Annotated in this window: 21 protein-coding genes; 11 read left to right on the top strand and 10 right to left on the bottom strand. The window is 70.7% G+C overall.

Going from position 1 to position 22495, the window contains the following annotated elements:
- The 3 genes from ABZW11_RS02545 to ABZW11_RS02535 form a co-directional block, all read right to left on the bottom strand.
- Window positions 1–1173, bottom strand: coding sequence for a DUF6745 domain-containing protein (locus tag ABZW11_RS02545; RefSeq protein WP_355411804.1), 1173 nt, complete (start codon window positions 1171–1173; stop codon window positions 1–3).
- The gene (locus tag ABZW11_RS02540) at window positions 1173–1469 is read right to left on the bottom strand and encodes a hypothetical protein (RefSeq protein ID WP_355411802.1); all 297 of its coding nucleotides are present in this window, start codon (window positions 1467–1469) and stop codon (window positions 1173–1175) included. The genes ABZW11_RS02545 and ABZW11_RS02540 overlap by 1 nt, the downstream gene beginning before the upstream one ends.
- Window positions 1470–1538: 69 nt before the next feature.
- Window positions 1539–3101, bottom strand: a complete 1563-nt coding sequence (locus ABZW11_RS02535) for a hypothetical protein (RefSeq protein ID WP_355411800.1) — start codon at window positions 3099–3101, stop codon at window positions 1539–1541.
- 83 nt (window positions 3102–3184) lie between these two features.
- Here ABZW11_RS02535 and ABZW11_RS02530 point away from each other — a divergent pair, with 83 nt between their 5' ends.
- Complete coding sequence (locus ABZW11_RS02530; RefSeq protein WP_355411798.1) at window positions 3185–4009, top strand: SDR family oxidoreductase; 825 nt, start codon at window positions 3185–3187, stop codon at window positions 4007–4009.
- Window positions 4010–4103: 94 nt separating this feature from the next.
- On the opposite strand, the gene ABZW11_RS02525 is transcribed toward ABZW11_RS02530, so the two are convergent.
- Entirely contained in the window at window positions 4104–4583 is a 480-nt protein-coding gene (locus ABZW11_RS02525) for an FAD-dependent oxidoreductase (protein ID WP_355411796.1), read from the bottom strand.
- A 335-nt stretch (window positions 4584–4918) separates the two neighbouring features.
- Here ABZW11_RS02525 and ABZW11_RS02520 point away from each other — a divergent pair, with 335 nt between their 5' ends.
- Genes ABZW11_RS02520 through ABZW11_RS02495 form a run of 6 tightly spaced genes read left to right on the top strand, consistent with a single transcriptional unit; the run spans window position 4919 to window position 10899 of the window.
- The gene (locus tag ABZW11_RS02520) at window positions 4919–5995 is read left to right on the top strand and encodes an ABC transporter ATP-binding protein (protein ID WP_355411794.1); all 1077 of its coding nucleotides are present in this window, start codon (window positions 4919–4921) and stop codon (window positions 5993–5995) included.
- Window positions 5988–7082, top strand: coding sequence for an ABC transporter ATP-binding protein (locus ABZW11_RS02515; protein ID WP_355411792.1), 1095 nt, complete (start codon window positions 5988–5990; stop codon window positions 7080–7082). The genes ABZW11_RS02520 and ABZW11_RS02515 overlap by 8 nt, the downstream gene beginning before the upstream one ends.
- Window positions 7079–7993, top strand: a complete 915-nt coding sequence (locus ABZW11_RS02510) for a sugar ABC transporter permease (protein WP_355411789.1) — start codon at window positions 7079–7081, stop codon at window positions 7991–7993. Before ABZW11_RS02515 ends, ABZW11_RS02510 begins: the two co-directional genes overlap by 4 nt.
- A 5-nt stretch (window positions 7994–7998) precedes the next feature.
- Window positions 7999–8820: a carbohydrate ABC transporter permease gene (locus ABZW11_RS02505; protein WP_355411787.1), complete on the top strand. Its 822-nt coding sequence runs from the start codon at window positions 7999–8001 to the stop codon at window positions 8818–8820.
- Window positions 8821–9096: a DUF2160 family membrane protein gene (locus tag ABZW11_RS02500; RefSeq protein ID WP_355411785.1), complete on the top strand. Its 276-nt coding sequence runs from the start codon at window positions 8821–8823 to the stop codon at window positions 9094–9096. It abuts the gene before it with no gap.
- Between the two features lie 18 nt (window positions 9097–9114).
- Window positions 9115–10899, top strand: coding sequence for an ABC transporter substrate-binding protein (locus tag ABZW11_RS02495; protein ID WP_355411783.1), 1785 nt, complete (start codon window positions 9115–9117; stop codon window positions 10897–10899).
- Here the strand turns inward: ABZW11_RS02495 and ABZW11_RS02490 are convergent.
- The 6 genes from ABZW11_RS02490 to ABZW11_RS02465 form a co-directional block, all read right to left on the bottom strand.
- Window positions 10871–11935: a hypothetical protein gene (locus tag ABZW11_RS02490; RefSeq protein WP_355411781.1), complete on the bottom strand. Its 1065-nt coding sequence runs from the start codon at window positions 11933–11935 to the stop codon at window positions 10871–10873. The genes ABZW11_RS02495 and ABZW11_RS02490 overlap by 29 nt on opposite strands.
- Before the next feature lie 26 nt (window positions 11936–11961).
- A complete protein-coding gene (locus ABZW11_RS02485; RefSeq protein ID WP_355411779.1) occupies window positions 11962–13242 on the bottom strand; it encodes a Gfo/Idh/MocA family oxidoreductase in 1281 nt (426 codons plus the stop codon).
- A 9-nt stretch (window positions 13243–13251) separates the two neighbouring features.
- Window positions 13252–14538, bottom strand: a complete 1287-nt coding sequence (locus ABZW11_RS02480) for an extracellular solute-binding protein (RefSeq protein ID WP_355411777.1) — start codon at window positions 14536–14538, stop codon at window positions 13252–13254.
- A 43-nt stretch (window positions 14539–14581) separates the two neighbouring features.
- Window positions 14582–15448 (bottom strand): carbohydrate ABC transporter permease, encoded by an 867-nt coding sequence (locus ABZW11_RS02475; protein ID WP_345397181.1) that lies wholly within the window; start codon window positions 15446–15448, stop codon window positions 14582–14584.
- Window positions 15432–16394 (bottom strand): sugar ABC transporter permease, encoded by a 963-nt coding sequence (locus ABZW11_RS02470; protein ID WP_355411775.1) that lies wholly within the window; start codon window positions 16392–16394, stop codon window positions 15432–15434. The genes ABZW11_RS02475 and ABZW11_RS02470 overlap by 17 nt, the downstream gene beginning before the upstream one ends.
- Before the next feature lie 194 nt (window positions 16395–16588).
- Window positions 16589–17542, bottom strand: coding sequence for a LacI family DNA-binding transcriptional regulator (locus tag ABZW11_RS02465; RefSeq protein ID WP_355411773.1), 954 nt, complete (start codon window positions 17540–17542; stop codon window positions 16589–16591).
- Between the two features lie 193 nt (window positions 17543–17735).
- Between ABZW11_RS02465 and ABZW11_RS02460 the strand changes: the two genes are divergently transcribed.
- The 4 genes from ABZW11_RS02460 to ABZW11_RS02445 are packed head-to-tail and all read left to right on the top strand — an operon-like array spanning window position 17736 to window position 22487.
- The gene (locus ABZW11_RS02460) at window positions 17736–18629 is read left to right on the top strand and encodes an NAD(P)-dependent oxidoreductase (RefSeq protein ID WP_355411771.1); all 894 of its coding nucleotides are present in this window, start codon (window positions 17736–17738) and stop codon (window positions 18627–18629) included.
- The gene (locus tag ABZW11_RS02455) at window positions 18626–19498 is read left to right on the top strand and encodes a 5-dehydro-4-deoxyglucarate dehydratase (RefSeq protein ID WP_355411769.1); all 873 of its coding nucleotides are present in this window, start codon (window positions 18626–18628) and stop codon (window positions 19496–19498) included. The genes ABZW11_RS02460 and ABZW11_RS02455 overlap by 4 nt, the downstream gene beginning before the upstream one ends.
- Window positions 19495–20547 (top strand): mandelate racemase/muconate lactonizing enzyme family protein, encoded by a 1053-nt coding sequence (locus ABZW11_RS02450; RefSeq protein ID WP_355411767.1) that lies wholly within the window; start codon window positions 19495–19497, stop codon window positions 20545–20547. Before ABZW11_RS02455 ends, ABZW11_RS02450 begins: the two co-directional genes overlap by 4 nt.
- Window positions 20547–22487, top strand: coding sequence for a DUF6807 family protein (locus ABZW11_RS02445; RefSeq protein ID WP_355411765.1), 1941 nt, complete (start codon window positions 20547–20549; stop codon window positions 22485–22487). Before ABZW11_RS02450 ends, ABZW11_RS02445 begins: the two co-directional genes overlap by 1 nt.
- Window positions 22488–22495: the final 8 nt, after the last annotated feature.

Genomic DNA, 22495 nt, shown 5'->3' with positions numbered 1-22495 from the left:
TCAGGTCTCTCGTTCGGGGTGGTAGTCGGCCTCGGCGACGCCGAAGGTCCAGGCGACGCCCTGCCGGGCCCGCTCGGTCCACGGCGGGACGCGGAGGAAGTAGGTGCGGCGGGTGCCGTCGGGCTCGGGGGTGGAGTTGATCACCTCGACCATGGTCAGCGGCTCGTCGCCCTCCAGCTCGATCCGCCACAGCACGCCCGTCTCGTCGGAGTGGAGCGGCTCGGCGCCGGACTCGGCGAGATAGCGTTCGAGGCCGAAGTGCTCCAGCATGGCGCGGCGCAGCTCGGCGTTGGGTTCGGCGCGGATGCGCTCGGGGGTGAGCGCGGTCATCGCGGCGCCGAAGCCGGCCGGCACGGGCATGCCGTGCCAGGCGTGCAGGGCGAACCCGTCGGCGTACGCCAGGGCCGGGCCCTCGGCGCGGTGCAGCCGTCCGAGGTCGTCGAGGTGCAGCTCCACCGGACGCTCGGTGACGACGGCCACCCGTTCGTACGGCCACCACCATCCCGCCCGCTCGGCCACCCGCTTGAGCCCGTCGAGCCCGTCGAGCCCGTCGAAGGCCGACAACCAGGGCGCGTCGTGCTGCCCGAACACGGCGTCGAGCGTCGCCTCACGCAACACCGCCCCAAGCTCACGCCCACCCTGGCCCTGGGCCGCACCGTCCTGCTCGCCATGCCCGCTCAGCTCGCCGATCGCGCGGCGAATGTCGTTGATCAGGCGTTCGGCCTGCGGCCAGAGGCGACCGCCCGTGTCGGCCCAGAGGGCTGCCCAGCCGGCCGGGCCGCACTCGGCGTAGAGCGCCGCTCTGGCGCGCGCCCAGGGCTCGGTGCGGAGGTCGTCGCGCACCGAACGTCCGGGGCCGTCAGGAAGCAGGTCGGGCAGGTCCGGGATCGGAAAGGCCCCCGCAGGACTCTCCGGCCCCAGCCCCGCCGCGGTGCCGGGTTGAGCGCCGGCTCGACTCGACGGCCCCAGCCCCGCCGCGGTGAGCGCCGCGCGAGCCTGCGGGTCGCCTGCCAGCCAGGCCGCCGTGACCGCGCCCGCCGCCGGGGACGGCAGCACCAGGACCAGCTCGGGCTCGGCCAGCCCCGCCTCCCTGTACGCCTGACGCACCGCCGCCTCGGCCCCCTCGCCCGGCCCGGTGGCGAGCGCGACCTGCTCCCATGTCAGCGTGGCCATCAGTCGGCCACCACCCGATAGGAGCCGGGCACGTATTCGCGCTGCCTGATCACGCGGTACCAGCCCTTGGGCAGCCAGATCGCCGCGTGCTCCTCGTGCTCGAGCCGCCCGCCGTCGGGCAGGTGCAGGAACCCGTGGGACAACGTGCCAGGACCGGGGATGGCGTGCGCGTGCCCGGTCGCCTCGCCGTAGGCCAGCACCAGCCGCCCGCACGCGTCACGCGGCTCGGGACGCATCTTGGCGGGCGCGGACGCCTCTGGGACGGGCACGAGCAGGATGTCGCCCTGTCGGTACATCGACCAACCTCCATCGTTCGGGGGGATGATCGAAAACTAGCGGGCCCCACCGACAAAACCCGGGGCTCCTCAGGGCATCACGTAGGGGGTGGTGCTGGTGTGGCCGGCCGCGTTCGTGGCGGTGATCGGGGTCCAGGGGGACGTGGGCTCGTAGGGGGCCCAGGCCGTCTCCAGGCGGGAGCGGGCGTACCACTCCTGCCTCACCTGCGTCTCACCGAAGGCCAGCGTGCCGCCGCGCAGGTTGTAGCCCTCCACCTGCACGCCGGGCCGTCCGTTCATGGCCTTCCGGTACGCCGCCACGATGATCGGCTGCTGCCACCCGGCCGCGATGTCGTCGGCCAGCGAGGGCGTGTCGTGGCGGGCCTGGCAGGTGAAGAACGGGTCCCAGCCGTACGAGATGATCTTGGCGGGATGCCGCCCGGAGGCCATGACCTGCTGGTCGAGCCGGGCCTTCGTGGTACGCCCGCGCAGCGGCAGCGGGTCCACCCGGCCGCACTCCCCCGCGACGGGCGTGGGCTCGAAACCTTCCACGTTGACCCACAGCTCGACCCCGTCGGGCACCTCGCGGGCCGCCGCCTCCACGTAGGAGGCCGTGGACCCGTAGTACGCCTGCCCATTACGCACCGCGCCGACCACGGGGACCAGCCGCGCGGCCACCGCGGCCTCGGCCTCGTGCGGGCCGTGCACCGGCACCTTGCCCGTGCCGCGCCCGTCCTGGACGGCGATCGCCATGGACAGCCCGTGCCGGGTGCCCGCGATGTCCGCGATGCCCTCAGGCACCTGCGACGGCGGGAACCCGCGCCCGCGCCGCGCGTCGATGTACGGGCTGACGACGATCTTCCTGCCCGGCAGCGCATCGGCGACGACGGCGTGCTGGGCGGCGTACAGGGAGATGATCGGGTCGCGGTCGGACCGGGCCCGCGCGGCCAGCTCGAACGACTGGTACACCCCGCCGAACGCGGCCCCGAACCGCCCCCGGTAGTCGGCGAGCACCCGCGCGGTGAACGCGTTGAGCGCGGCGGTGTGGGCGAGGTCGGGCTCCCACGGCTTGCCCGCGCGCTGCGGCGCGGCGGGTAGCCCGGGGAAGACGGTCATCCCGTACGCGGCCGCCTCCCGCATCAGGTTGCCGAGCCCGTCGCCGTCGGTGGCGACCAGCACCAGGTCATGGACGGGAGCGGCGCACGAGTCGGCCAGCGTCAGCCGGTAGAAGATCCGCCCGTCGCTCTCCACGCGCCGGTCGAGGCCGGGGCAGCGCAGCAGCCCTTCGCCGAACTCCTCGCTGGTGACGTACGTGTAGACGCGCCGCACCCCGGGCACCTCGGCGCACGGCCGCCCGTCCACCCGGCAGGCGGCGAAGTCGGGATCGGGCGGCCCGGCCGCGAACCTGGGCCCGAACGTGATCAGCGTGTCGCCCCCGATGGCGTGGATCGCCTCGACCATCCGCCGCGTGACGCACGGGTCGGCGCGCGGCATCACCCAATAGCCGCTCACCGCGTAGGGGGCGGACACTCGCAGGTCGCGCGGCGGGCACTCGTCGTCCTTCTGCGCCGGTTCGCCGGGCACGACCAGGCCGGCCACGAAGGCGGCCGCCACCACCAGCCACAGGATCCGGTGCACCCACACCCCTTCCACGCACCCTCCAGACTACGCAGCACCCCCGCATGTGGGCGATCACCGGCGATCACGGAGAATGGCCGACAAGGGGGTACACCACAGTGCGCATCGATCTCACAGGCAAAACCGCTCTCGTGACCGGTTCGACCCAGGGCATCGGGGCGGCCATCGCCACCGGGCTCGCGCGGGCCGGCGCCCGCGTGGGGATCAACGGCCGCGGCGAGGGCTCGGTGGCGGCGGCCATCGAACGGATGGACAACGAGCGCATCGACGCCGAGCGCGAAGCCGGCGAGCACCTGCGCTACGACCTGGTGGCCGCGCCGGGCGACGTCTCGACCGACGAGGGCTGCGAGCAGGTGCTGCGGATGCTGCCGCACGTCGACATCCTGGTCAACAACCTCGGCATCTTCGGCGCCAAGCCGCCGCTGGAGATCGAGGACGACGAGTGGCGGCGCTTTTTCGAAGTGAACGTGCTGGCCGCGGTCCGGCTGACCCGGGCGTACCTGCCCGGCATGAAGGAGCGGGGCTGGGGCCGCATCCAGTACATCGCGAGCGACTCCGCCGTCGTCATCCCGGCCGAGATGATCCACTACGGCATGTCGAAGACCGCGCTGCTGGCCGTCTCCCGGGGCTTCGCCAAGGAGGCGGCGGGCAGCGGGGTCACGATCAACTCGGTGATCGCGGGGCCGACCCACACCGGCGGCGTCGAGGACTTCGTCTACCAGCTCGTGGACCGCGACCTGCCGTGGGAGGAGGCGCAGCGCGAGTTCATGCGGCTGCACCGGCCGCAGTCGCTGCTCCAGCGCCTGATCGAGCCCGAGGAGATCGCGAACCTGGTCGTCTATCTCAGCTCGCCCTTCGCCTCGGCCACGACGGGGGCGGCCGTGCGGGTGGACGGCGGCTACGTGGACTCGATCATTCCCTGACGGGCTCCTGTCGAACAGGACCGGTCCGGCCTCTCCTGCGATGTCCCAGCCGGCGTGGCCGGGCAGGACCCTGACCGGCTCGACGATGGCGGGGTCAGCGGCGGTCGAGGCCCGACAGTTGCCAGGCGAGGCGGCGGCGGACCGCCGGGAGGTGGCCGGCCAGGGCGAGGACGGCGTTGCGCAGGGGGCGGGCGGCGACGCGGGCCGGCCGCAGCACCCGCCCGCCCAGCTCCTCGAACCGGGCCAGCAGGTACGCCTCGGTGTCGGCCTGGGAGACCATCAGCGTGTACGGGTACCGCGTCGGCAGCCCGTCGAAGGGCACCGGCACCAGCATCCGGTCCCGGTCGCGGACGGTGAAGCGCCGTGTGGGCACCCCCCGCGTGACCAGGTCGCCGCTCACCCCGTACGGCTCCAGCAGCTCCAGCGTGCGCGAGTGCACGACGGCGGCGCGCGAGGTGTTCGCACCCTCGGCCTGCCCGTCCACGATGACGACGCGGTGCCCGCGCTGGGTGAGGACCAGAGCGGCGGTGAGCCCGACGGGGCCGGCGCCGACGACGATCACGTCCGCGTTCATGTCTCCTCCTCGGGACAGGCCAACATCTGTGGGCCAACACCTGTAGACGCTACGCCGCCACCCGGATGGTGTCAACACTTGTAGGCCAACAAGCGTTGGCAGGGCGAGAGCCGGTCCTGCACCCCCCTATGCCAATATGTCCTGAAGTTTCCACCGCGCCCCCAATGACCAGCGCAGAATTCGCCACCGCGATAGAACTTCCCGTTCACGGTTTCCTGGACCTTGACAATGAACGGAAAACCTGAGTAACACCTGCCTCACATATCACGACAACAACCTTTGCAGGCCCATTCAGATCATGTTAGAAGGGAGGGAAGCAGAGAGGACCGGGCACCGTGACGGTGATTCTCGACGGCGTCTCCGTGCGTTCGCGCGGCGAGGTCTGGCTGGCCGACGTCAACCTCGACTTATCCCCTGGAATGACCACCCTGATCGGCCCGATGACGGCGGGAAAGACGACGTTGATGCGGGTCGCCGCCGGTTTGCTGACCCCCGACGCCGGCCGCGTGCTGGTCGACGGTGAAGACGTCACGCGAATGTCGGTGCGCAAACGTTCGGTGGCCTTCGTCTATCAGCAGTTCATCAATTATCCGTCGCTCACCGTCTACGAGAACATCGCCTCACCGCTCCGCCTCGACCCCCGTTTCCGCCGCGACGGCGTGGACCGCCGGGTGCGCGAGGTGGCCGAGCTGATGGGCATCGAGAACCTCTTGAAGCGCAGGCCCGCCGAGCTGTCGGGCGGCCAGCAGCAGCGCACCGCCATCGCCCGCGCCCTGGCCCGCCCCGTCGACCTGCTGCTGCTCGACGAGCCGCTGGCCAACCTCGACTTCAAGCTGCGCGAGCAGTTGCGCGCCGACCTGAAGAGCATGTTCGTCGGCTCCCCCGGCGTCGTGCTCTACGCCACCGCGGACCCGGCCGAGGCGCTGACGTTCGCCGCGCCGACCGTGGTGCTCGGCGAGGGCAGGGTGCGGCACGTCGGCGACGTCGCCGACATGTACGCCCGCCCTCCCACGCTGGCCGTGGCCGCCACGCTCAGCGACCCGCCGCTCAACGTGCTGCCCGGCGTCGTCAGGGACGGCCGCGTCGAGGTGCTCGGCTCCCGCGGCGAGCAGGACGGCGAGCAGGAGGTCGTGCTCGGCGTACGCCCCCACCAGGTGACGATCGGCCAGGGCCGGCCCGGCGCGCTGGAACTGCCCGCCGAGATCAGGATCGCCGAGGTGACGGGCAGCGCGACGTTCCTGCACCTGCTCCTCCAGGGCGGCCGCCACCTGGTCGCCCACCTGCCGGGCACCCAGCGGTTCACGCCCGGCGAGACCACGCGCGCCTACGTCGATCCGGCGCACGTCCTCGTCTTCGACAAGGACGGCCGGCTGGCCGGCACGAGCGCGGCGGAGGTGGGCCGGCATGGCTGACATCCGGCTCGACGGCGTGGGCCACAGCTACGACGGCGGCAGGACGTGGGCGCTCAAGCCGATGACCTGGACGTGGCGTGACTCCCGGGCGTACGCGCTGCTCGGCCCGAGCGGCTGCGGCAAGACGACGCTGCTGAACATCATCTCCGGCCTCATCACCCCCACGGTGGGCCGCGTCTACTTCGACGACCGCGACGTCACCGGCGTGCCGACGGCGGGCCGCGACATCGCGCAGGTCTTCCAGTTCCCCGTCCTGTACGAGGAGATGTCGGTCTACGACAACCTGGCCTTCCCGCTGCGCAACCGCAGGGTGCCGAAGCAGGAGGTGGACCGGCGAGTCCGGCAGGTCTCCCGGCTGCTCGGCCTCGACCAGGTGCTGGGCCGCAGGTCGCGCCGGCTCGACCCGGGCCGCCAGCAGATCGTCAGCCTGGGCAGGGGCCTCGTCCGCTCCCAGGTGGCCGCGGTGCTCCTGGACGAGCCGCTGACGGTGGTGGACCCGGCGCTGAAGTGGACGCTGCGCAGCAAGCTGAAGGAGATCCACCGCGACACCGGCCACACGCTCATCTACGTCACCCACGACCAGACCGAGGCGCTGACGTTCGCCGACGAGGTGGTGGTGGTCAACGACGGCGAGATCGTGCAAACCGGGGAGCCGGCGGAGCTGTTCCTGTCGCCGGCGCACGAGTTCGTCGGGCACTTCATCGGCTCGCCCGGCATGAACGTGGTGCCGGCCGAGATCGCCGGCGGCGTGGTCCGCGTGGACGGCGGCGACGTGGGCGCGGCCAACGACGGCCTGCCGCCCGGGCCGGTGCGGATCGGGGTGCGGCCGGAGTTCGTGGAGATCGGCGGGCCTGAGACGTCGCCAGGCGTGCCGGCCAGGGTGACCGGGGTGGACAGGATGGGCGCCTACGACCTGGTCCACACGATGGCCGGCGAGCACCGCGTGATCGTCAAGACCGAGGCGGACGCGCCCTACCGGCCGGACGACACCGTCCACCTGCACTTCCCCGCCGAACGCACGTTCCTGTTCAGGGACCAGGTCAGGTGCGGCTCGCTCGCACCCCTGCATGAGAGGGGCCTGGCGTGAGCGAGCAGACGGCGGTCGAGACCGAGGTGGCGGACGAGCCGCGCCTCACCCCCAAGCGCCGCGACAACCGGGCCTGGTGGCTGGTGCTGCCGGTGGTGGTGTCGGTGGCGTTCACGGCGGTGATCCCGCTGATGACCGTGGTCAACTTCTCCGTGCAGGACGTCTTCGGCCCGCACGACCGGGTGTTCGTCGGCCTGGAGTGGTTCCGGTCGATCGCGCGTGACCCGGAGGTGCACGGGGCGCTGCTGCGCACGCTGCTGTTCTCCGCGCAGGTGCTGCTGCTGGAGATCCCGCTCGGCGTGGCGCTCGCGGTGGTGATGCCGCGCAGGGGCGTCGGGGTGTCGGTGGCGCTGGTGCTGGTCGCGCTGCCGCTGCTCATCCCGTGGAACGTGGTGGGCACGATCTGGCAGATCTTCGCCCGCGGCGACATCGGGCTGGGCGGCTGGGCGGTCAACAACGTGCTCGGCGTCACCTTCAACTACACGCTCGACTCGACCGACGCCTGGATCACGGTGCTGCTCATGGACGTGTGGCACTGGACGCCGCTGGTGGCGCTGCTGGCGTACGCGGGGCTGCGGTCGATCCCCGAGCCGTACTTCCAGGCCGCGCAGATCGATGCGGCCTCGGCGTGGGCCACGTTCCGGCACATCCAGCTCCCCCGGCTGCGCGGGGTGCTGACGATCGCGATCCTGCTCAGGTTCATGGACAGTTTCATGATCTACACCGAGCCGTTCGTGGTGACCGGCGGCGGCCCGGGCAACGCGACGTCGTTCCTCAGCATCCTGCTGTCGAAGATCGCGGTCGGCCAGTTCGACCTGGGCCCGGCGGGTGCGTTCTCGCTGCTCTATTTCCTCATCGTGCAGGTCTTCTGTTACGTCTTCTTCACCGTGCTCACCAGGTCGGGGAGGTGAGGTGGATGGCGCGGACCACCGGCCGGCGGCTCCCCTGGGCGCGCACGGTCTTCTGGCTGTACGTGGCCACGCTCATGCTGCCGCTGCTGTGGATGTTCGGCATGTCGATCAGGCCCAACGAGGACATCCTCGGCAGTTTCTCGCTCATTCCGCAGCGGGTGACCTTCGACAATTACGCCGCCTTCTTCGGCGACCCCGCGTGGTATTCGAGCTACCTCAACTCGATCATTTACACCTCGCTGAACGCGGTGATGTCGCTGCTGGTGGCGCTGCCCGCGGCGTACGCGTTCTCGCGGTTCCGCTTCGCCGGCGACAAGCATCTGTTCTTCTGGCTGCTGACCAATCGCATGGCGCCGCCGGCGGTTTTCCTGCTGCCGTTCTTCCAGATCTACCAGAGTGTCGGCCTGTTCGACACGCATCTCGGGGTGGCCATCGCGCACATGCTGTTCAACGTCCCGCTGGCGGTGTGGATCCTGGAGGGGTTCATGTCCGGAATCCCACGGGAAATAGACGAGACCGCGGCCGTCGACGGTTATTCGCTGCCGCGCTTCTTCATCAGGATCTTCCTGCCGATGATCCGGTCGGCGATCGGCGTCACGCTGTTCTTCTGCTTCATGTTCAGCTGGGTCGAGCTGCTGATCGCGCGGACGATCACCTCGGTCGACGCCAAGCCCATCGCGGCGACGATGACCCGCACGGTGAGCGCGGCCGGCGTGGACTGGGCGCTGCTGGCCGCGGCCGGCGTGCTCACCATCGTGCCGGGCGCGGTCGTCATCTGGTTCGTGCGCAACTACATCGCCAAGGGCTTCGCGCTGGGGAGGGTCTAGATGCTCGAGTGGATGGTCTGGACCGTCCCGACCGCCCTGGCGTTCGCCGGGCTGGCCCTGCTGCTGGTCGTCATGGCGGTGTGGGCGCGCATCTCGCCGCCCGTCGCCAGGCGGGGGTTCCTGCGCATCGAGACCGATCGCGGTGACCGGCTCTACATCGGCCTGATCAGCGCCGCCGTCGTGCTGGCCGGCTGGATCGCGATCACCGACCTGTCCATGTGGCTCGCGCTCGGCTGCGCGGTGCTGGTGGCGGTCGTGATCGGCATATGGGGATGACAGAGAAGGAGCCGAACGATGAGGCATCGGGCAGGCAGGTCGGCGGTCGCAGGTCTCACCGCGATGGTGGTGATGGCGGCCGGCTGCACGCAGGGCGCCGAGCGGCCGGCCTCCGACTACACGGAGGCCGGCGGTAAGGCGGCGGCCGAGCGGTGGGTGTCGCAGGAGTTCACCCCCAGCACGCTGAGCAAGGAGCAGCAGCTCGCGGAGATGGACTGGTTCATCAAGGCCGCGGCGCCGTACCGGGGCATGCAGATCAACGTGGTCTCCGAGACGATCACCACCCACGAGTACGAGTCGCGCCGGCTCGCGAAGGCGTTCACCGAGATCACCGGCATCCGGATCAAACACGACCTGATCCAGGAGGGCGACGTCGTCGAGAAGCTGCAGACCCAGATCCAGGGTGACCAGAACATCTACGACGCCTACGTCAACGACTCCGACCTGATCGGCACCCACTCGCGCGGCGACTACGTGGTGCCGCTGTCGGACTACATGGCCGGCGAGGGCAGGACCGTCACCTCCCCCACGCTCGACCTCGACGACTTCATCGGCATCAGCTTCACGACCGGCCCGGACAAGAAGATCTACCAGCTGCCCGACCAGCAGTTCGCCAACCTCTACTGGTTCCGCTACGACTGGTTCACCGACCCGGCGATCAAGAAGCAGTTCAAGGACGCCTACGGCTACGACCTGGGCGTCCCGGTCAACTGGGCGGCCTACGAGGACATCGCCGAGTTCTTCACCACCAAGGTCAACGGCGACGGCACGATCGACGGCCAGAAGGTCTACGGCCACATGGACTACGGCCGCAAGGACCCGTCGCTGGGCTGGCGCTTCACCGACGCGTGGCTGTCGATGGCGGGCAACGGCGACCCCGGCATCCCCAACGGCCTGCCGGTGGACGACTGGGGCATCCGGGTGGAGAACTGCCGCCCGGTCGGCTCCTCGGTCACCCGGGGCGGCGACACCAACGGCCCTGCCGCCGTCTACGCGCTCACCAAGTACGTGGACTGGCTGAAGAAGTACGCGCCGCGCGAGGCGGCCGGCATGAACTTCAGCGAGGCGGGCCCGGTGCCGGCCCAGGGCAACGTCGCCCAGCAGATCTTCTGGTACACCTCGTTCACCGCCGACATGACCAAGCCGGGCCTGCCGGTGGTCAACGAGGACGGCACGCCGAAGTGGCGCATCGCGCCGAGCCCGCACGGGGCGTACTGGAAGGACGGCCACAAGCTGGGCTACCAGGACGCCGGCTCCTGGACGCTGCTGAAGAGCACCCCGCAGGACCGCCGCGCCGCGGCCTGGCTGTACGCGCAGTTCGTCACCTCGAAGACGGTGTCGCTGAAGAAGTCGATCGTCGGGCTGACGTTCATCCGTGAGTCGGACATCAAGAGCGACTACTTCGCCGACAACGCCGACAAGTACGGCGGCCTGATCGAGTTCTACGGCTCACCGGCCCGCGTGCAGTGGACGCCGACCGGCACGAACGTCCCCGACTACCCGAAGCTGGCGCAGCTGTGGTGGCAGAACGTGGCGACGGCGGTGACCGGCGAGACCACGCCGCAGCAGTCGATGGACAACCTGGCCAAGCAGCAGGACGACATCATGGCCCGCCTTGAGCGGCTCTCGCGCGAGCAGGAGGGCTACGGCGGCCAGTGCGCGCCCAAGCTGAACCCGGAGCAGCCGGCCCAGTACTGGTTCGACCAGCCGGGCGCGCCCGCGCCGAAGCTGGCCGACGAGCGGGGCAAGCCGGAGACGGTGGACTACGACAAGCTCATCGCGACGTGGAAGCAGGGGAACTAGCGAGGTTGGCGGCCAGCCAGTCGAAGGCCCGCTCCTGCATGGGCACGTCGAAGCTGTGCGGCACGTCGGCGAAGACGGCCTCGTACGCGCCGGGCGCGTCGCGGTAGCGCCCGGCGATGATGGCGTGCGCCCGCCTGATGCCCTGCTCGGGGAAGAGGCGGTCGCGCATGGCGTACTGGACCATGAGCGGCGCGGGCGCGCGGGCGGCCACCAGGTCGGGGTAGTCGCCGAGGCGCGGCAGGCCCGGCGGCCACAACAACCAGGTGTGCTTCTCGACGTGCCCGCCGAGCATGTCGCGGAAGGAGGAGGCCATCGCGGCGACCACGACCGCGCGCATCTCCGGGTCGAACGCGCCGAGCAGCGCGGCCCGCAGCCCGCCGCCCGACAGGCCGGCGCAGCCGACCTCGGTCACGTCGGGGCGCGAGCGCAGGTAGGCCGCCGCCGCGAGGTCCTCGCCAGCGACGACGCCGGTGAACGAGGTGCCGAGCGCGGCGCAGTGCTTGGCCACCACGTGCTCGTGGTCGCGGGCGGCCAGGTCGTAGCGGGCGGCCTGGCTGAGCCCGTCCGCCTCGGGGAGCTCCAGCGGGAAGCGGCGGCTGCCCCACACGAACACATCGTGGGCCAGCACCGCGAAGCCGCGCCTGGCCAGCTCGCCGGCGAAGGCACGGCCGCCGTAGAGCTCGTCGCGCAGGCGGCGTACCTCGGGGGCCGGTTCCTCGGGGCCGTCGGCGATCTTGTCCTTGCCCGCCCACTTCATGCCGGCGTGGCAGTGCAGCGCCACGACCCCGGGCAGCGGGCCTTCCGCCTTCGCCGGGCGCAGCAGGTACGCCCGCGTGCGCGGACCGAAGCCCACCGACCAGGACAGCTCCTCGCCGTACAGGTCGCCCGACGTCCAGGTGCGCTCGACGCGGACGTCGTCCGCCGTGAGGTCGAGCACGCCGATGGCGTCGCGGGCCGCCGCGCGCAGCTCGGGCCCCGGCAAGGCCGGGTAGAGCCCGCGCTGCGCGGCGGCGATGGGCGCCAGCTCAGAGAACACCGGTCGCCTCGTCGATGCGGGCCGGCTCAGAGAACACGGGTCCCCTCGTCCCCGAGCAGGACCGGGGCGCCGGTCCTGGCGGAGACGTTGGCGGCGTGGCCGGTCAGCACGCTGCGGATGCCGTCGCGGTAGCCGGCCTGCCGGGCCAGCGGGTCGTCCCCAGGGCCGCGGAAGACGTCGTTGAGCAGCAGGCGGTCGCCGCCGCCGTGGCCGCCCGCGCCGTTCTCGATCGGGATCTCCTCCGGCGGCGCCCAGTGGGGGCGCAGCAGCAGCCGCTCGGAAGAGCCGGTGGCGTGCTCTTTGGAGGCGGCGCTCGGGTCGATCGCGGCGTGCACGGGCGTCCACTCGCGCTCCACCACGTCCAGCTCCAGCCGGCCCGCCGTGCCGTTGAAGGCCACCCGGTAGCCCTCCCACGGCGCGTGGGCGTGCAGCGAGTACGTCATGACGGCCCGGTTGGTGTAGCGGACCATGACCGACATGTTGTCGTCGATCGTGATGCCCTCGCCGAAGACGTCCTGGTCGCGCAGGTAGCCGTCCTCGTGCTCGGCGTCGAGGTAGAGCCGCTTGAGCCGCTCGTCGGCGGAGATGTCGAGCAGGAACGGGTCGCTGCCCAGCCCCGGCGCCCCGTGGGCGCGCCCGGGCCGCTCGCCGAGCCCGCGCTTCCCGGCGTTCTCGGCGCCGTAGAAGCGCAGCCCGGTCTGCGCGAAGACCATCTCGGGCGCCGCGCCCAGCCACCAGTTGACCAGGTCGAAGTGGTGGGTGGACTTGTGCACCAGCAGGCCGCCCGAGTTGACCCTGTCGCGGTGCCAGCGGCGGAAGTAGTCGGCGCCGTGGATGGTGTCCAGCGTCCACTCGAAGTGCACGGACGTGACCTCGCCGATCGCGCCCCGCTGCAGCAGGCGGCGCACCGCGGAGTTGCGCGGCGAGTAGCGGTAGTTGAAGGTCACGATCAGCTTGCCGCTGCTGCGCTCGGCGGCCGCGGCGATGGCCGCGCAGCCGTCGGCGTCGATGGTGAGCGGCTTCTCCACGATGACGTCACGTCCCGCGTCGAGCGCCGCGCACACGTACGTGGCGTGCGCGGCGTCGACGGTGGTGACGATGACCGCGTCGGCGAGCTCGAGCACCTTGCCGAACTCATCGGGGGCGAAGCACGGCACCTGCCGGCCGATCCGCTCGACGTAGTAGTCCATGCGGGTCCGGTTGCTGTCGCACAGGGCGACGATGGTGCCGGCGTCGCGCCATTCCCCGAGCAGCGCGTCGACGTACATCTGCGCGCGGTGCCCGAGCCCGACGAACGCGTACTTCATGACTCTCCTTCAGCCGGCGATGGAGGCGTTGGCCTCCGTGATGAACTTCTGCGCGGCGTCATCGGGGGTCATGCGGCCGAACATGACCTCCTCCGAGTAGCGCGTCAGGATGTCCTCCATGGCGCTCGCGCCCTTGGGCGGAGCGGCGGGCGGGTCGGTCAGCTCGCCCTTGGCCTCGTCGAGGAAGGCCAGCGTCTTCTTGTCGGCGTCGGGCAGCTTGTCCCTGACCGCCGCCAGCACCTTCGAGCTGGCCGGCAGGCCGCGGTCGCTGAGGATGATCGCGCCCGCCTCGGGGTCGTTGACCATGAAGTCGATGAACTTGGCGGCCTCGGCGGCGTGCTCGGACTTGGAGGAGGCGGCGTAGAACATGGCGGGCTGCAGGAACATGCCGCCGGTCGTCGCGCCCTCCAACTTCGGCATCCGCAGCAGCTCCAGCTCCTGGCCGGACGCCTTCGCCGCCGCGCCGAGCTGGTTGCTCCACCACATGCCCATCGCGCCGGTGTTGGTGCCGAGCAGCGACTGGTCGATGCTGGTGGCGCCGATCTCGGCGCTCTTGGCCGCCTCGGGCGCGCCCTTCGTGGAGATCAGGTCCTGCATGATCTTCCACCAGTCCTTGATGGTCTGGGGCGACAGACCGAGCTTGTTGCCCTGGTAGAAGGGCTCACCCTTCTGCGCGGCGTAGATCTGCAGGTACGCGGGGTTCCAGCTCAGCTGCGTACCGGTGATCTTGCCGCCGCTGCCCGAGGTGATCTTGGCCGACAGCTCGACGTAGTCCTGCCAGGTCCACTTGGTGTCGTCCGGCATCTCGGCCTTGGCCTCCTTGACCAGGCCGGGGTTGACCATCAGGGAGAAGGCGTTCACACCGGTGGGGATGGCGTACTGCTTGCCGTCGATCGCGCCGGTGGCCAGCACCTTGCCGTCGATGTCGGCGGTGTTGACCTTGCTGGCGAGGTCGGCGAGCGTGCCGCGGTCGGCGTACTCGCGCAGGCCGCGGATCTCCAGGCTGATGACGTCGGGAGCGTCGCTGCCGGCGACCTTGGTGGACAGCGTCTCGTAGTAGGAGGCCCAGTCGGAGAACTCGCCCTCCACGTCGATGGTGGGGTTCTTCGCCTCGAACTTCTTGATCGCCTCTTCGGTCATCTTCTGCCGCGCGTCACTGCCCCAATAGGAGAAGCGCAGCTTGACCTTGCCATCGGCGGCCTCACCGCCGTCGCTTCCACTGCCGCAGGCCGCGGTGACCGCCAGCACAGCGGTGGCGAGCAGCGCCGCCGACCACATCTTCTTGCCAGAGCTCACGGCTCTACCTCCTATGGGTGTTCGCTGTTGGGGGGTGGAGGAACTACTTCAGTCCCGTGGTGGCGACACCACGGATCAGGTATTTCTGGCCCGCCAGGAAGAACCCGAAGATAGGACCGAGGGCGATGATCGACATGGCGAACATCGGGCCCCACGACGAGTCGCTACTGGCGTCCAGGAACGTGCGCAACGCTACCGGTACGGTGAAGTTGTCGGGGTTGTTGAGATACAAGAGCTGGCTGAGGAAATCGTTCCAGGTCCAGATGAAGGTGAAGATCGCCGTCGTGGCCAGCGCGGGCATGCACAGCGGCATGACGACCCTGATGAAGATGCGCCAATAGCCGGCCCCGTCGATCTCGGCCGCCTCGTCCAGCTCCCTCGGCAGGGTGCGGATGAACTGCACCATCAGGAAGATGAAGAACGCGTCGGTGGCCAGCACCTTCGGCATGATCAGCGGCCAGATCGTGTTGATCATGTCGAGCTTCGAGAACATGATGTACTGCGGCACGATCGTCACGTGCGCCGGCAGCATGATCGTGCCCAGCATGAGCGCGAACCAGAGCTTCTTCAGCGGGAAGTTCAGCCGGGCGAAGGCGTAGGCGGCCAGTGAGCAGGCCACCAGGTTCGCCACCACCGACAGCACGGTGACCACCGCGGAGTTCCACAGGTAATAGCCGAAGGGGTGCTTGAGCGCGTACCAGCCCTCGGTGTAGTTCTCCAGCGTGACCGTGCTCGGCCACAGGCCGGGCTCCCGGAAGATCAGCTCCTCCGGCTTGAGCGAGCTGGAGATCATCCAGAACAGCGGATAGAGCATGATCAGGCCGAAGCCGATCAGCAGGATGTGCTTGACGACCGGCCCGCCGCGGAAGGGGCGGAACAGGACCGGGGTCGGCCTACTTGGTGTCGCCATAGAAGACCCAATACTTGGAAGCGAGGAAGTTCACCCCGGTCAGCCCGGCGATGATCAGCAGCAGGACCCAGGCCATCGCGGCGGCGTAGCCCATGTCGTAGTTCTTGAAGCCGTTGAGGTAGAGGTAGAGCGTGTAGAACAGGGTGGAGTCGGCGGGGCCGCCCTTGCCGCCGCTGACGATGAACGCCTGCGTGAACGACTGGAACGACTTGATGAGCTCCAGCACCAGGTTGAAGAAGATGATGGGCGTCAGCAGCGGCACCGTGATCGACTTGAACTGGCGCAGCGGCCCGGCGCCGTCCACGGCGGCGGCCTCGTAGTAGCTGCTCGGGATCTGCCGCAGACCGGCCAGGAAGATGATCATCGGAGCGCCGAAGGTCCACACGTGCAGGAGGATCAGCGTCGACAGCGCCGTGTCCGGGTCGCCCACCCAGCCGGGGCCCTCGATGCCGAAGAGCGCGAGCACCGCGTTCACCAGGCCGTCGGCGCCGAACACCTTGCGCCACAGGATCGCGATCGCGACGCTGCCGCCGAGCAGCGAGGGCAGGTAGAAGATCGAGCGGTAGATCGACAGGCCGCGCAGGCCGCGGTCGAGCACGAGGGCCAGCGCGAGGGCGAAGGCCAGTTGCAGCGGGACCGAGACGACCACGTAGATGGTGGTCACCTTCAGCGAGTTCAGGAACCTCGGGTCCTCGGTGAACATCTTGACGTAGTTGTCGAACCCGACCCACTTGGCCTCTTCGAGGAGGTTGTAGTCGGTGAACGACAGGTACAGGGAGGCGAGGATCGGGCCGATCGTGATGACGAGCAGGCCGGCGAACCAGGGGGCCAGGAAGAGGTAGGCGGCCCGTGCCTCCCGACGGGACCGTTTCGTGGAGCGGTGCCCACCGCGCGGAGCATCAGGCGCCGCCCGCCGGGGTTTCACCGCCACCGAAACTTCAGTCATCACGGACCTTCCGGCGAGTAGTGAACGGATAGCGCTTTCCTATAGCTGATGGGAAAGTTACGTCAACCCTTTGCAGGCGTTACATAGCCGTTACCGATATATCTTTTCGGCGTTTCCCCAGGTAGCACGCTTGTCCATCGCAGAAGTCTGACGAATTTCGTTACGGTTTAGTACAACCGTTTGCAGGCCCGACGTCACCGGGGAGCCGCAGTGGAGTCCCTGATCACGAGCCGGGTCTCCAGCGAGGTCGTGGCGCTCACCTCCTGGATGAGCAGATCGACCGCGAGCCGCCCGGCCGCGGCGGTCGGCATGGCCACCGTGGTGAGCTTCGGCCGGTTGAGCCGTCCCGGCACGATATCGTCGATCCCCACCACGCTGACGTCCTGCGGCACGGACAGCCCGAGGTCGCCGAGGCCCTCGATGAGCCCGATGGCCACCAGGTCGTTGTAGGCCAGCACGCCGGTCACGCCGGAGTCGCGCACCCGCGCCGCCGCCGCGAACCCGCCCCGCTCGGTGGGCGCGTTGGGGCCGATGACGATCAGCTCGACGTCCGGCACCTGCTCGGCCGCCGTACGGATCTCCGCGCTCGTCCACGACCCCGCGGGGCCCGACACCAGCGCGACCTTGCGGTGCCCTAGCCCGGCGAGGTGCTCGACCGCCAGCCTGGCGCCGTGTCCGACGTCCATGAGCACGGTGGCCGCGCCGCGCAGCCGCCGGTTGATCACCACGAACGGCACCCGCTCCGCCAAGCGTTCGAGCGCCTTGTTGGACGAGCGCGGGCTGCACAGCACCACGCCGTCCACCTGCTTGGAGAACGCCTGGACCAGCTCCTCCTCCACGGCCGGCTCCTCGTCGGTGTCGGCCACGAACAGGTGGTAGTCGCGCTGCCTGGCCGCCGCGTGCGCGGCCTTGATCAGCGGGGGGAAGAACGGGTTGGCGATGTCGGCCACGATCAGCCCGAGGTTGTGCGTACGCCCGGTCGTCAGCGCCCTGGCCGCCCGGTTGGGCCGGTAGCCCAGCTCTTCGGCCACCGTCAGCACCCTGGTGCGGGTGGCCGCGTTGACCATGTGCGGCGCGGAGAACGTCCGGGAGACCGTCGACACGTGGACGCCGGACGCCCGGGCCACATCGCGAATCGTCACTGTCACAGTCGCTCACCCTAACGCAACCGCTTGCAGGGCCCGCTAGACCAGTGAAAGCGCTTGCCACGCGGCTGGTACGGGAACGCTGGGAGGGAAGCCGCAGCTAGACGCCCGGTGACGAAATCCCCTCTTGACGCCTCACCCTTCCTGACACAAAGGTTTAGTGCAACTGTTTGCAGTCTTGAAGGAGCCCCACACGGTGAGCAGAGTCCTCGTCACCGGAAGCGCAGGACGCCTCGGCCGCAGCGTGGTCACCACGCTCGCGGCGGCCGGGCACGAGGTCATCGGGGTCGACAGGACCCCAGGGACACCCGCGGAGGCAGCCGCCTCGTTACCGGCCGACCTCACCGACACGGGAGAGACGTTCGAGGTGATGGCGCGGTTCCGTCCCGAGACGGTGATCCATCTGGCCGCCATCGCCACGCCGTTCAGCCTTCCCGAGTCGGTGATCTTCAAGGTCAACACGCAGCTCGCGTTCAACGTGTGCGAGGCGTCGGTGGCCCTCGGCGTGGCGGGCGTGGTGGTGGCCAGCAGCCCCACCGTCATGGGGTACGGCGCCCCTGGCGGCTGGGCGCCCCGCTACCTCCCCATCGACGAGGAGCACCCGGTCCTCCCTTGGAACGCCTACAACCTGTCCAAGGTGACCGCCGAGCAGACGATGAAGGCGTTCGCGGCGGCGGGCACGACCAAGATGGCCGCCGTGCGCCCGTGCTTCGTGATCCCGCCCGAGGAGTGGGCGGGCGCGCCCACGCAGTCCGGCCACACCGTACGCGAGCGGCTCGACCGGCCCGAGCTGGGCGGGGTGTCGCTGTTCAACTACATCGACTCCCGCGACGCCGCCGAGATGATCGCCGTGCTCGCCGAGGCGCTGCCCGAGCTGCCGAACGGCGAGGTGTTCTTCGCCGGCGCCGCCGACGCGCTGGCCAGGAAGCCGCTGGCCGACCTGCTCCCCCAGGTGGTGCCCGGCACCGAGGGCTTCGCCGACGGGCTCACCGGCACCACCCCCGCCTTCTCGACCGCCAAGGCAGAGCGCCTGCTCGGCTGGCAGCCCAAGCGAAGCTGGCGTACCGAACTCAAGGATGAGACCGAATGAAACTCAGCGGTGTGCTGTTCTTCCCCGTGACCCCCTTCGACGCCGGCGGCGCGCTGGCCGAGGACGTGCTGGCCGAGCACGTGCGCAAGGGCATGGAGCACGGGCCAGGCGGCGTGTTCGCGGCCTGCGGCACCGGCGAGTTCTCCGCGTTGTCGGAGGACGAGCACGCCCGGGTGGTGCGGGTGAGCACCGAGGTCGTGGCGGGCCGCGCGCCGGTGTTCGCGGGCGCGGGCGGGCCGATCGGCGCGGCGCTGAACCAGGCGCGGGCCGCTCGTGACGCGGGCGCCGACGGGCTGCTGCTCATGCCGCCCTACCTGGCGCAGGGCCCGGGGCACGGCTTCGAGGCGTACGTGCGGGCCGTGGCCGAGGTGCTGCCGGTGATCATCTACCAGCGCGGCTCGGTCGTGCTCGAACCCGAGACCGTGGTCAGGCTGGCGGAGATCCCCGGCGTGATCGGGCTCAAGGACGGCGTCGGCGACATCGACCGCATGCAGCGCATCGTGCTCGCGGTCCGCGAGAGCCACCCCGGCTTCCTGTTCTTCAACGGGCTGCCGACGGCCGAGCTGACCATGCCCGCCTACCGGGGCATCGGCGTGCACCTGTACTCCAGCGCGGTGTTCGCGTTCGCGCCGGAGATCGCGCTGGCGTACCTGAACGGCGACGAGCGGCTGCTCACCGCGTTCTACGCGCCGCTCGTCCGGCTGCGCGGCAAGGTGCCCGGCTACCCGGTGTCGCTGGTCAAGGCCGGCGTACGGCTGCGCGGCCTCGACGTCGGCGGTGTACGCCCGCCGCTGGTCGACGTGACCGACGAGCACCTCGCCGAGCTGGCCGAGCTGATCAAGATCGGGCTGGACCGGGTGGCGTCATGACGATCGCGGAGCTGCGTACCGAGCTGCGCACGGCTCCCCTGCCCCGCCCCTGGGGCGCGGACGTGCCGTACAACCACGTGATCGTCACCCACGTGACGCTCAAGGACGGGCGCACCGGCACCGGGTTCTCGTGGACGCCGCAGATCGGCGCGCACGCCGTCAAGGCGCTGCTCGACCACGACATCCGGGAGGCGCTGATCGGCGCGCCCGCCCACCCCGAGGTGGTGTGGGACCTGCTCTGGCGGCACCTGCGCGAGGCGGGCCCCGGCGGCGTCACCACGGTCGCGCTGGCCGGCGTGGACCTCGCGCTGTGGGACCTGCGCTGCGGCGAGGCGGCGCTGCCCGACGTGCTCGGGCGGCGGCGCGATGAGGTGCCGGTCTACGGCAGCGGCGTCAACCTGCACTACCCGACGGAGGAGCTGGCCGAGCAGGCCAGGCGCTGGGTGGCGGCCGGCTTCCGCGGCGTCAAGATCAAGGTGGGCCGCCCCGACCTGGCCGAGGACGTCGCCAGGGTGGCCGCCGTCCGCGAGGTGATCGGCCCCGACCGGCTGCTGATGATCGACGCCAACCAGCGCTGGGACCTGCACAGGGCCCGGCGCGCGATGGCCGCGCTGCGCGAGTTCGGCCCGCACTGGATCGAGGAGCCGCTGCCCGCCGACGACGTGGCCGCCCACGTGGAGCTGCGCCGCTCGATCGACGTGCCGATCGCCGTCGGAGAGAACGTCTACACCACCTACGGCTTCCGCGACCTGCTGGCCGCCGGGGCGTGCGACGTGGTGCAGCCGAACGTGGTGCGGGTCGGCGGCATCACGCCCTTCCTGCGCATCGCCGAGCTGGCGCGCACCTACGACGTGCCGGTCTATCCGCACCTGCTGAGCGAGGTGTCGGGGCAGCTCGCGCTGGCGCTGCCGCTGCCGGTCATGGTGGAGGACGTCGAGGACGCCTCCTTCGCCCGGCTGGGGCTGCTGGCGGAGCCGTACCCGGTGGCGGTGTCGGACGGCGTGCTGCGCGCCGGCGGGCACGCCGGGCTCGGGCTGAGGTGGTCGTGATGGCGCCGGCCAAGGTCGTCCTCGCGGGAGCCAACGGGCACGGCCGCCACCACCTCGGCATCCTGCGCGACCTGACCGCGCGCGGGCTGGTCGAGCTGGCGGGCGTGTGCGACCTGCAGCCGGTCGAGGTGGACTTCTGTACCCCGCTCCAGTCGTCCGACCTGGGCGAGCTGATCGCCAAGACCGGCGCGGAGTTCACGATCATCTGCACGCCCATCAACACCCACGCCGACCTCGCGATCACCGCGCTGCGCGGCGGCTCGCACGTGCTGCTGGAGAAGCCGCCCGCGCCGAGCATCGAGGAGCAGCGCAGGATCGCCGAGGTCGTCGCCGAGACCGGGCTGGCCTGCCAGGTCGGCTTCCAGTCGCTCGGCTCGGCCGCCGTGCCCGCCCTGCGGCGGCTGATCGCGGGCGGCTCGCTCGGCCGGGTGCGCGGCATCGGCGGGTCCGGCGCGTGGGAGCGGCCCTCCACGTACTTCACCCGCGCCCCCTGGTCGGGGCGGCGCCGGCTGAACGGCGTGGACGTGATGGACGGCGCGCTGACCAACCCGTTCGCGCACGCCACCGCCACCGCGCTGGCCCTCGTGGACGCCCCCATCGCCGGGATCGAGACCGAGCTCTACCACGCCCACCCCATCGAGTCCGACGACACCTCCTGCGTACGGATCCGGCTGGAGGACGGGCTCGTGATCACCATCGCGGTCACGCTGTGCGCGCCCGAGTCGGTGCCGCGGCACGAGCCTTACCTGGTGGTGCACGGTGACCGGGGGCGGGCGACGCTGACGTACACCAACGACCGGCTCAAGGTGGAGCCGGTCGACGGCTCGGTCACCACGACCGTGCACGGCCGCACGGGGCTGCTGGAGAACCTCGTCGACCACGTCCGCACCGGCGCCGAGCTGCTGGCGCCGCTGGCCGCGACCGAGCGGTTCACCCAGGTGGTGGACGCGATCAGGCTCTCGCCCGAGCCGGTGCCGATCCCCGAACGGCACCAGCTCGTCCTCAGGGACGCCGACGGCGAGGTGGCCGGCCGGGTCCTGCCCGGCGTGGTCGAGCTGACCCGGCGCAGCGCCGACGAGCTGGCGCTCTACTCCGAGCTGGACGCGCCGTGGACGCGGGTGACGCTGCTGGTGTCGGGCGCCGAGGTGGCCGCCTACGACTGGCGTCCCGACCTGCCCGCCACCGACTCGCCGCGCCCCTACCTGCACGGCGTCCGTACGCTCGGCGGCGTGGAGGTCACCCAGGTCAGGCCCGACGACCACGTGCACCACCTGGGGGCCGGGGTGGCGATCTCCGACCTCGGCGGGGCCAACTTCTGGGGCGGGCGCACGTACGTCAGGGACCAGGGGCCGACCTGGCTCGACGACCACGGCACCCAGCGGCACCTGGCCTTCACCCGGCTGGACGACGGCGGCTTCACCGAGCTGCTGGAGTGGGCGGGGCCCGGCGGGCCGCTGGTCCGCGAGGAGCGCACGGTGGCCGCCCGGCCGCTGGGCGAGGCGCGTTCTGAGGCGTGGGCTCTGGACTTCGCGTTCACGCTCACCAACCTCACCGGGACGCCGCTCACGATCGAGAGCTCGGCCACCAAGGGCCGGACCGGCGCCGGGTACGGCGGCTTCTTCTGGCGGGCGCCCGGCACCTCCGTCGACCGGGTCACGCTGCCCGGCGACGAGCAGGCCGTGCACGGCAGCCGGCAGCCGTGGGTGGCCATGTCGGGCACCACGCCCGACGGACGCGACTGGACGCTGGTCTTCGTGCAGGCCGACGGGGACCCGTGGTTCGTCCGGGTGGCGGATTATCCGGGGGTGGGTCAGGCGCTGGCCTGGGACACGCCGCTGACCTTCGAGCACACGCTGTCGCGGCGGGTGGTCACGGTCGTGGCGGACGGCCGGCTGACGGCGGACGAGGCTGGGGAGCTGGCGTCCGCCGTCACCTTCTGACGATCACC

This window comes from Nonomuraea sp. NPDC004580 (assembly GCF_040609855.1).
Lineage (GTDB): Bacteria > Actinomycetota > Actinomycetes > Streptosporangiales > Streptosporangiaceae > Nonomuraea > Nonomuraea salmonea.
Note: the sequence above shows the minus strand (reverse complement) of the source record. Positions and strands in the feature narration are given on the sequence as shown.

What these genes read in the sequence shown, in the direction of transcription:
- ABZW11_RS02545 (WP_355411804.1), bottom strand. Translation starts at nt 1,173, where the DNA reads ATGGCCACGCTGACATGGGAGCAGGTCGCGCTCGCCACCGGGCCGGGC.
- ABZW11_RS02540 (WP_355411802.1), bottom strand. Translation starts at nt 1,469, where the DNA reads ATGTACCGACAGGGCGACATCCTGCTCGTGCCCGTCCCAGAGGCGTCC.
- ABZW11_RS02525 (WP_355411796.1), bottom strand. Translation starts at nt 4,583, where the DNA reads ATGAACGCGGACGTGATCGTCGTCGGCGCCGGCCCCGTCGGGCTCACC.
- ABZW11_RS02515 (WP_355411792.1), top strand. Translation starts at nt 5,988, where the DNA reads ATGGCTGACATCCGGCTCGACGGCGTGGGCCACAGCTACGACGGCGGC.
- ABZW11_RS02505 (WP_355411787.1), top strand. Translation starts at nt 7,999, where the DNA reads ATGGCGCGGACCACCGGCCGGCGGCTCCCCTGGGCGCGCACGGTCTTC.
- ABZW11_RS02500 (WP_355411785.1), top strand. Translation starts at nt 8,821, where the DNA reads ATGCTCGAGTGGATGGTCTGGACCGTCCCGACCGCCCTGGCGTTCGCC.
- ABZW11_RS02495 (WP_355411783.1), top strand. Translation starts at nt 9,115, where the DNA reads ATGAGGCATCGGGCAGGCAGGTCGGCGGTCGCAGGTCTCACCGCGATG.
- ABZW11_RS02485 (WP_355411779.1), bottom strand. Translation starts at nt 13,242, where the DNA reads ATGAAGTACGCGTTCGTCGGGCTCGGGCACCGCGCGCAGATGTACGTC.
- ABZW11_RS02475 (WP_345397181.1), bottom strand. Translation starts at nt 15,448, where the DNA reads ATGGCGACACCAAGTAGGCCGACCCCGGTCCTGTTCCGCCCCTTCCGC.
- ABZW11_RS02470 (WP_355411775.1), bottom strand. Translation starts at nt 16,394, where the DNA reads ATGACTGAAGTTTCGGTGGCGGTGAAACCCCGGCGGGCGGCGCCTGAT.
- ABZW11_RS02455 (WP_355411769.1), top strand. Translation starts at nt 18,626, where the DNA reads ATGAAACTCAGCGGTGTGCTGTTCTTCCCCGTGACCCCCTTCGACGCC.
- ABZW11_RS02450 (WP_355411767.1), top strand. Translation starts at nt 19,495, where the DNA reads ATGACGATCGCGGAGCTGCGTACCGAGCTGCGCACGGCTCCCCTGCCC.
- ABZW11_RS02445 (WP_355411765.1), top strand. Translation starts at nt 20,547, where the DNA reads ATGGCGCCGGCCAAGGTCGTCCTCGCGGGAGCCAACGGGCACGGCCGC.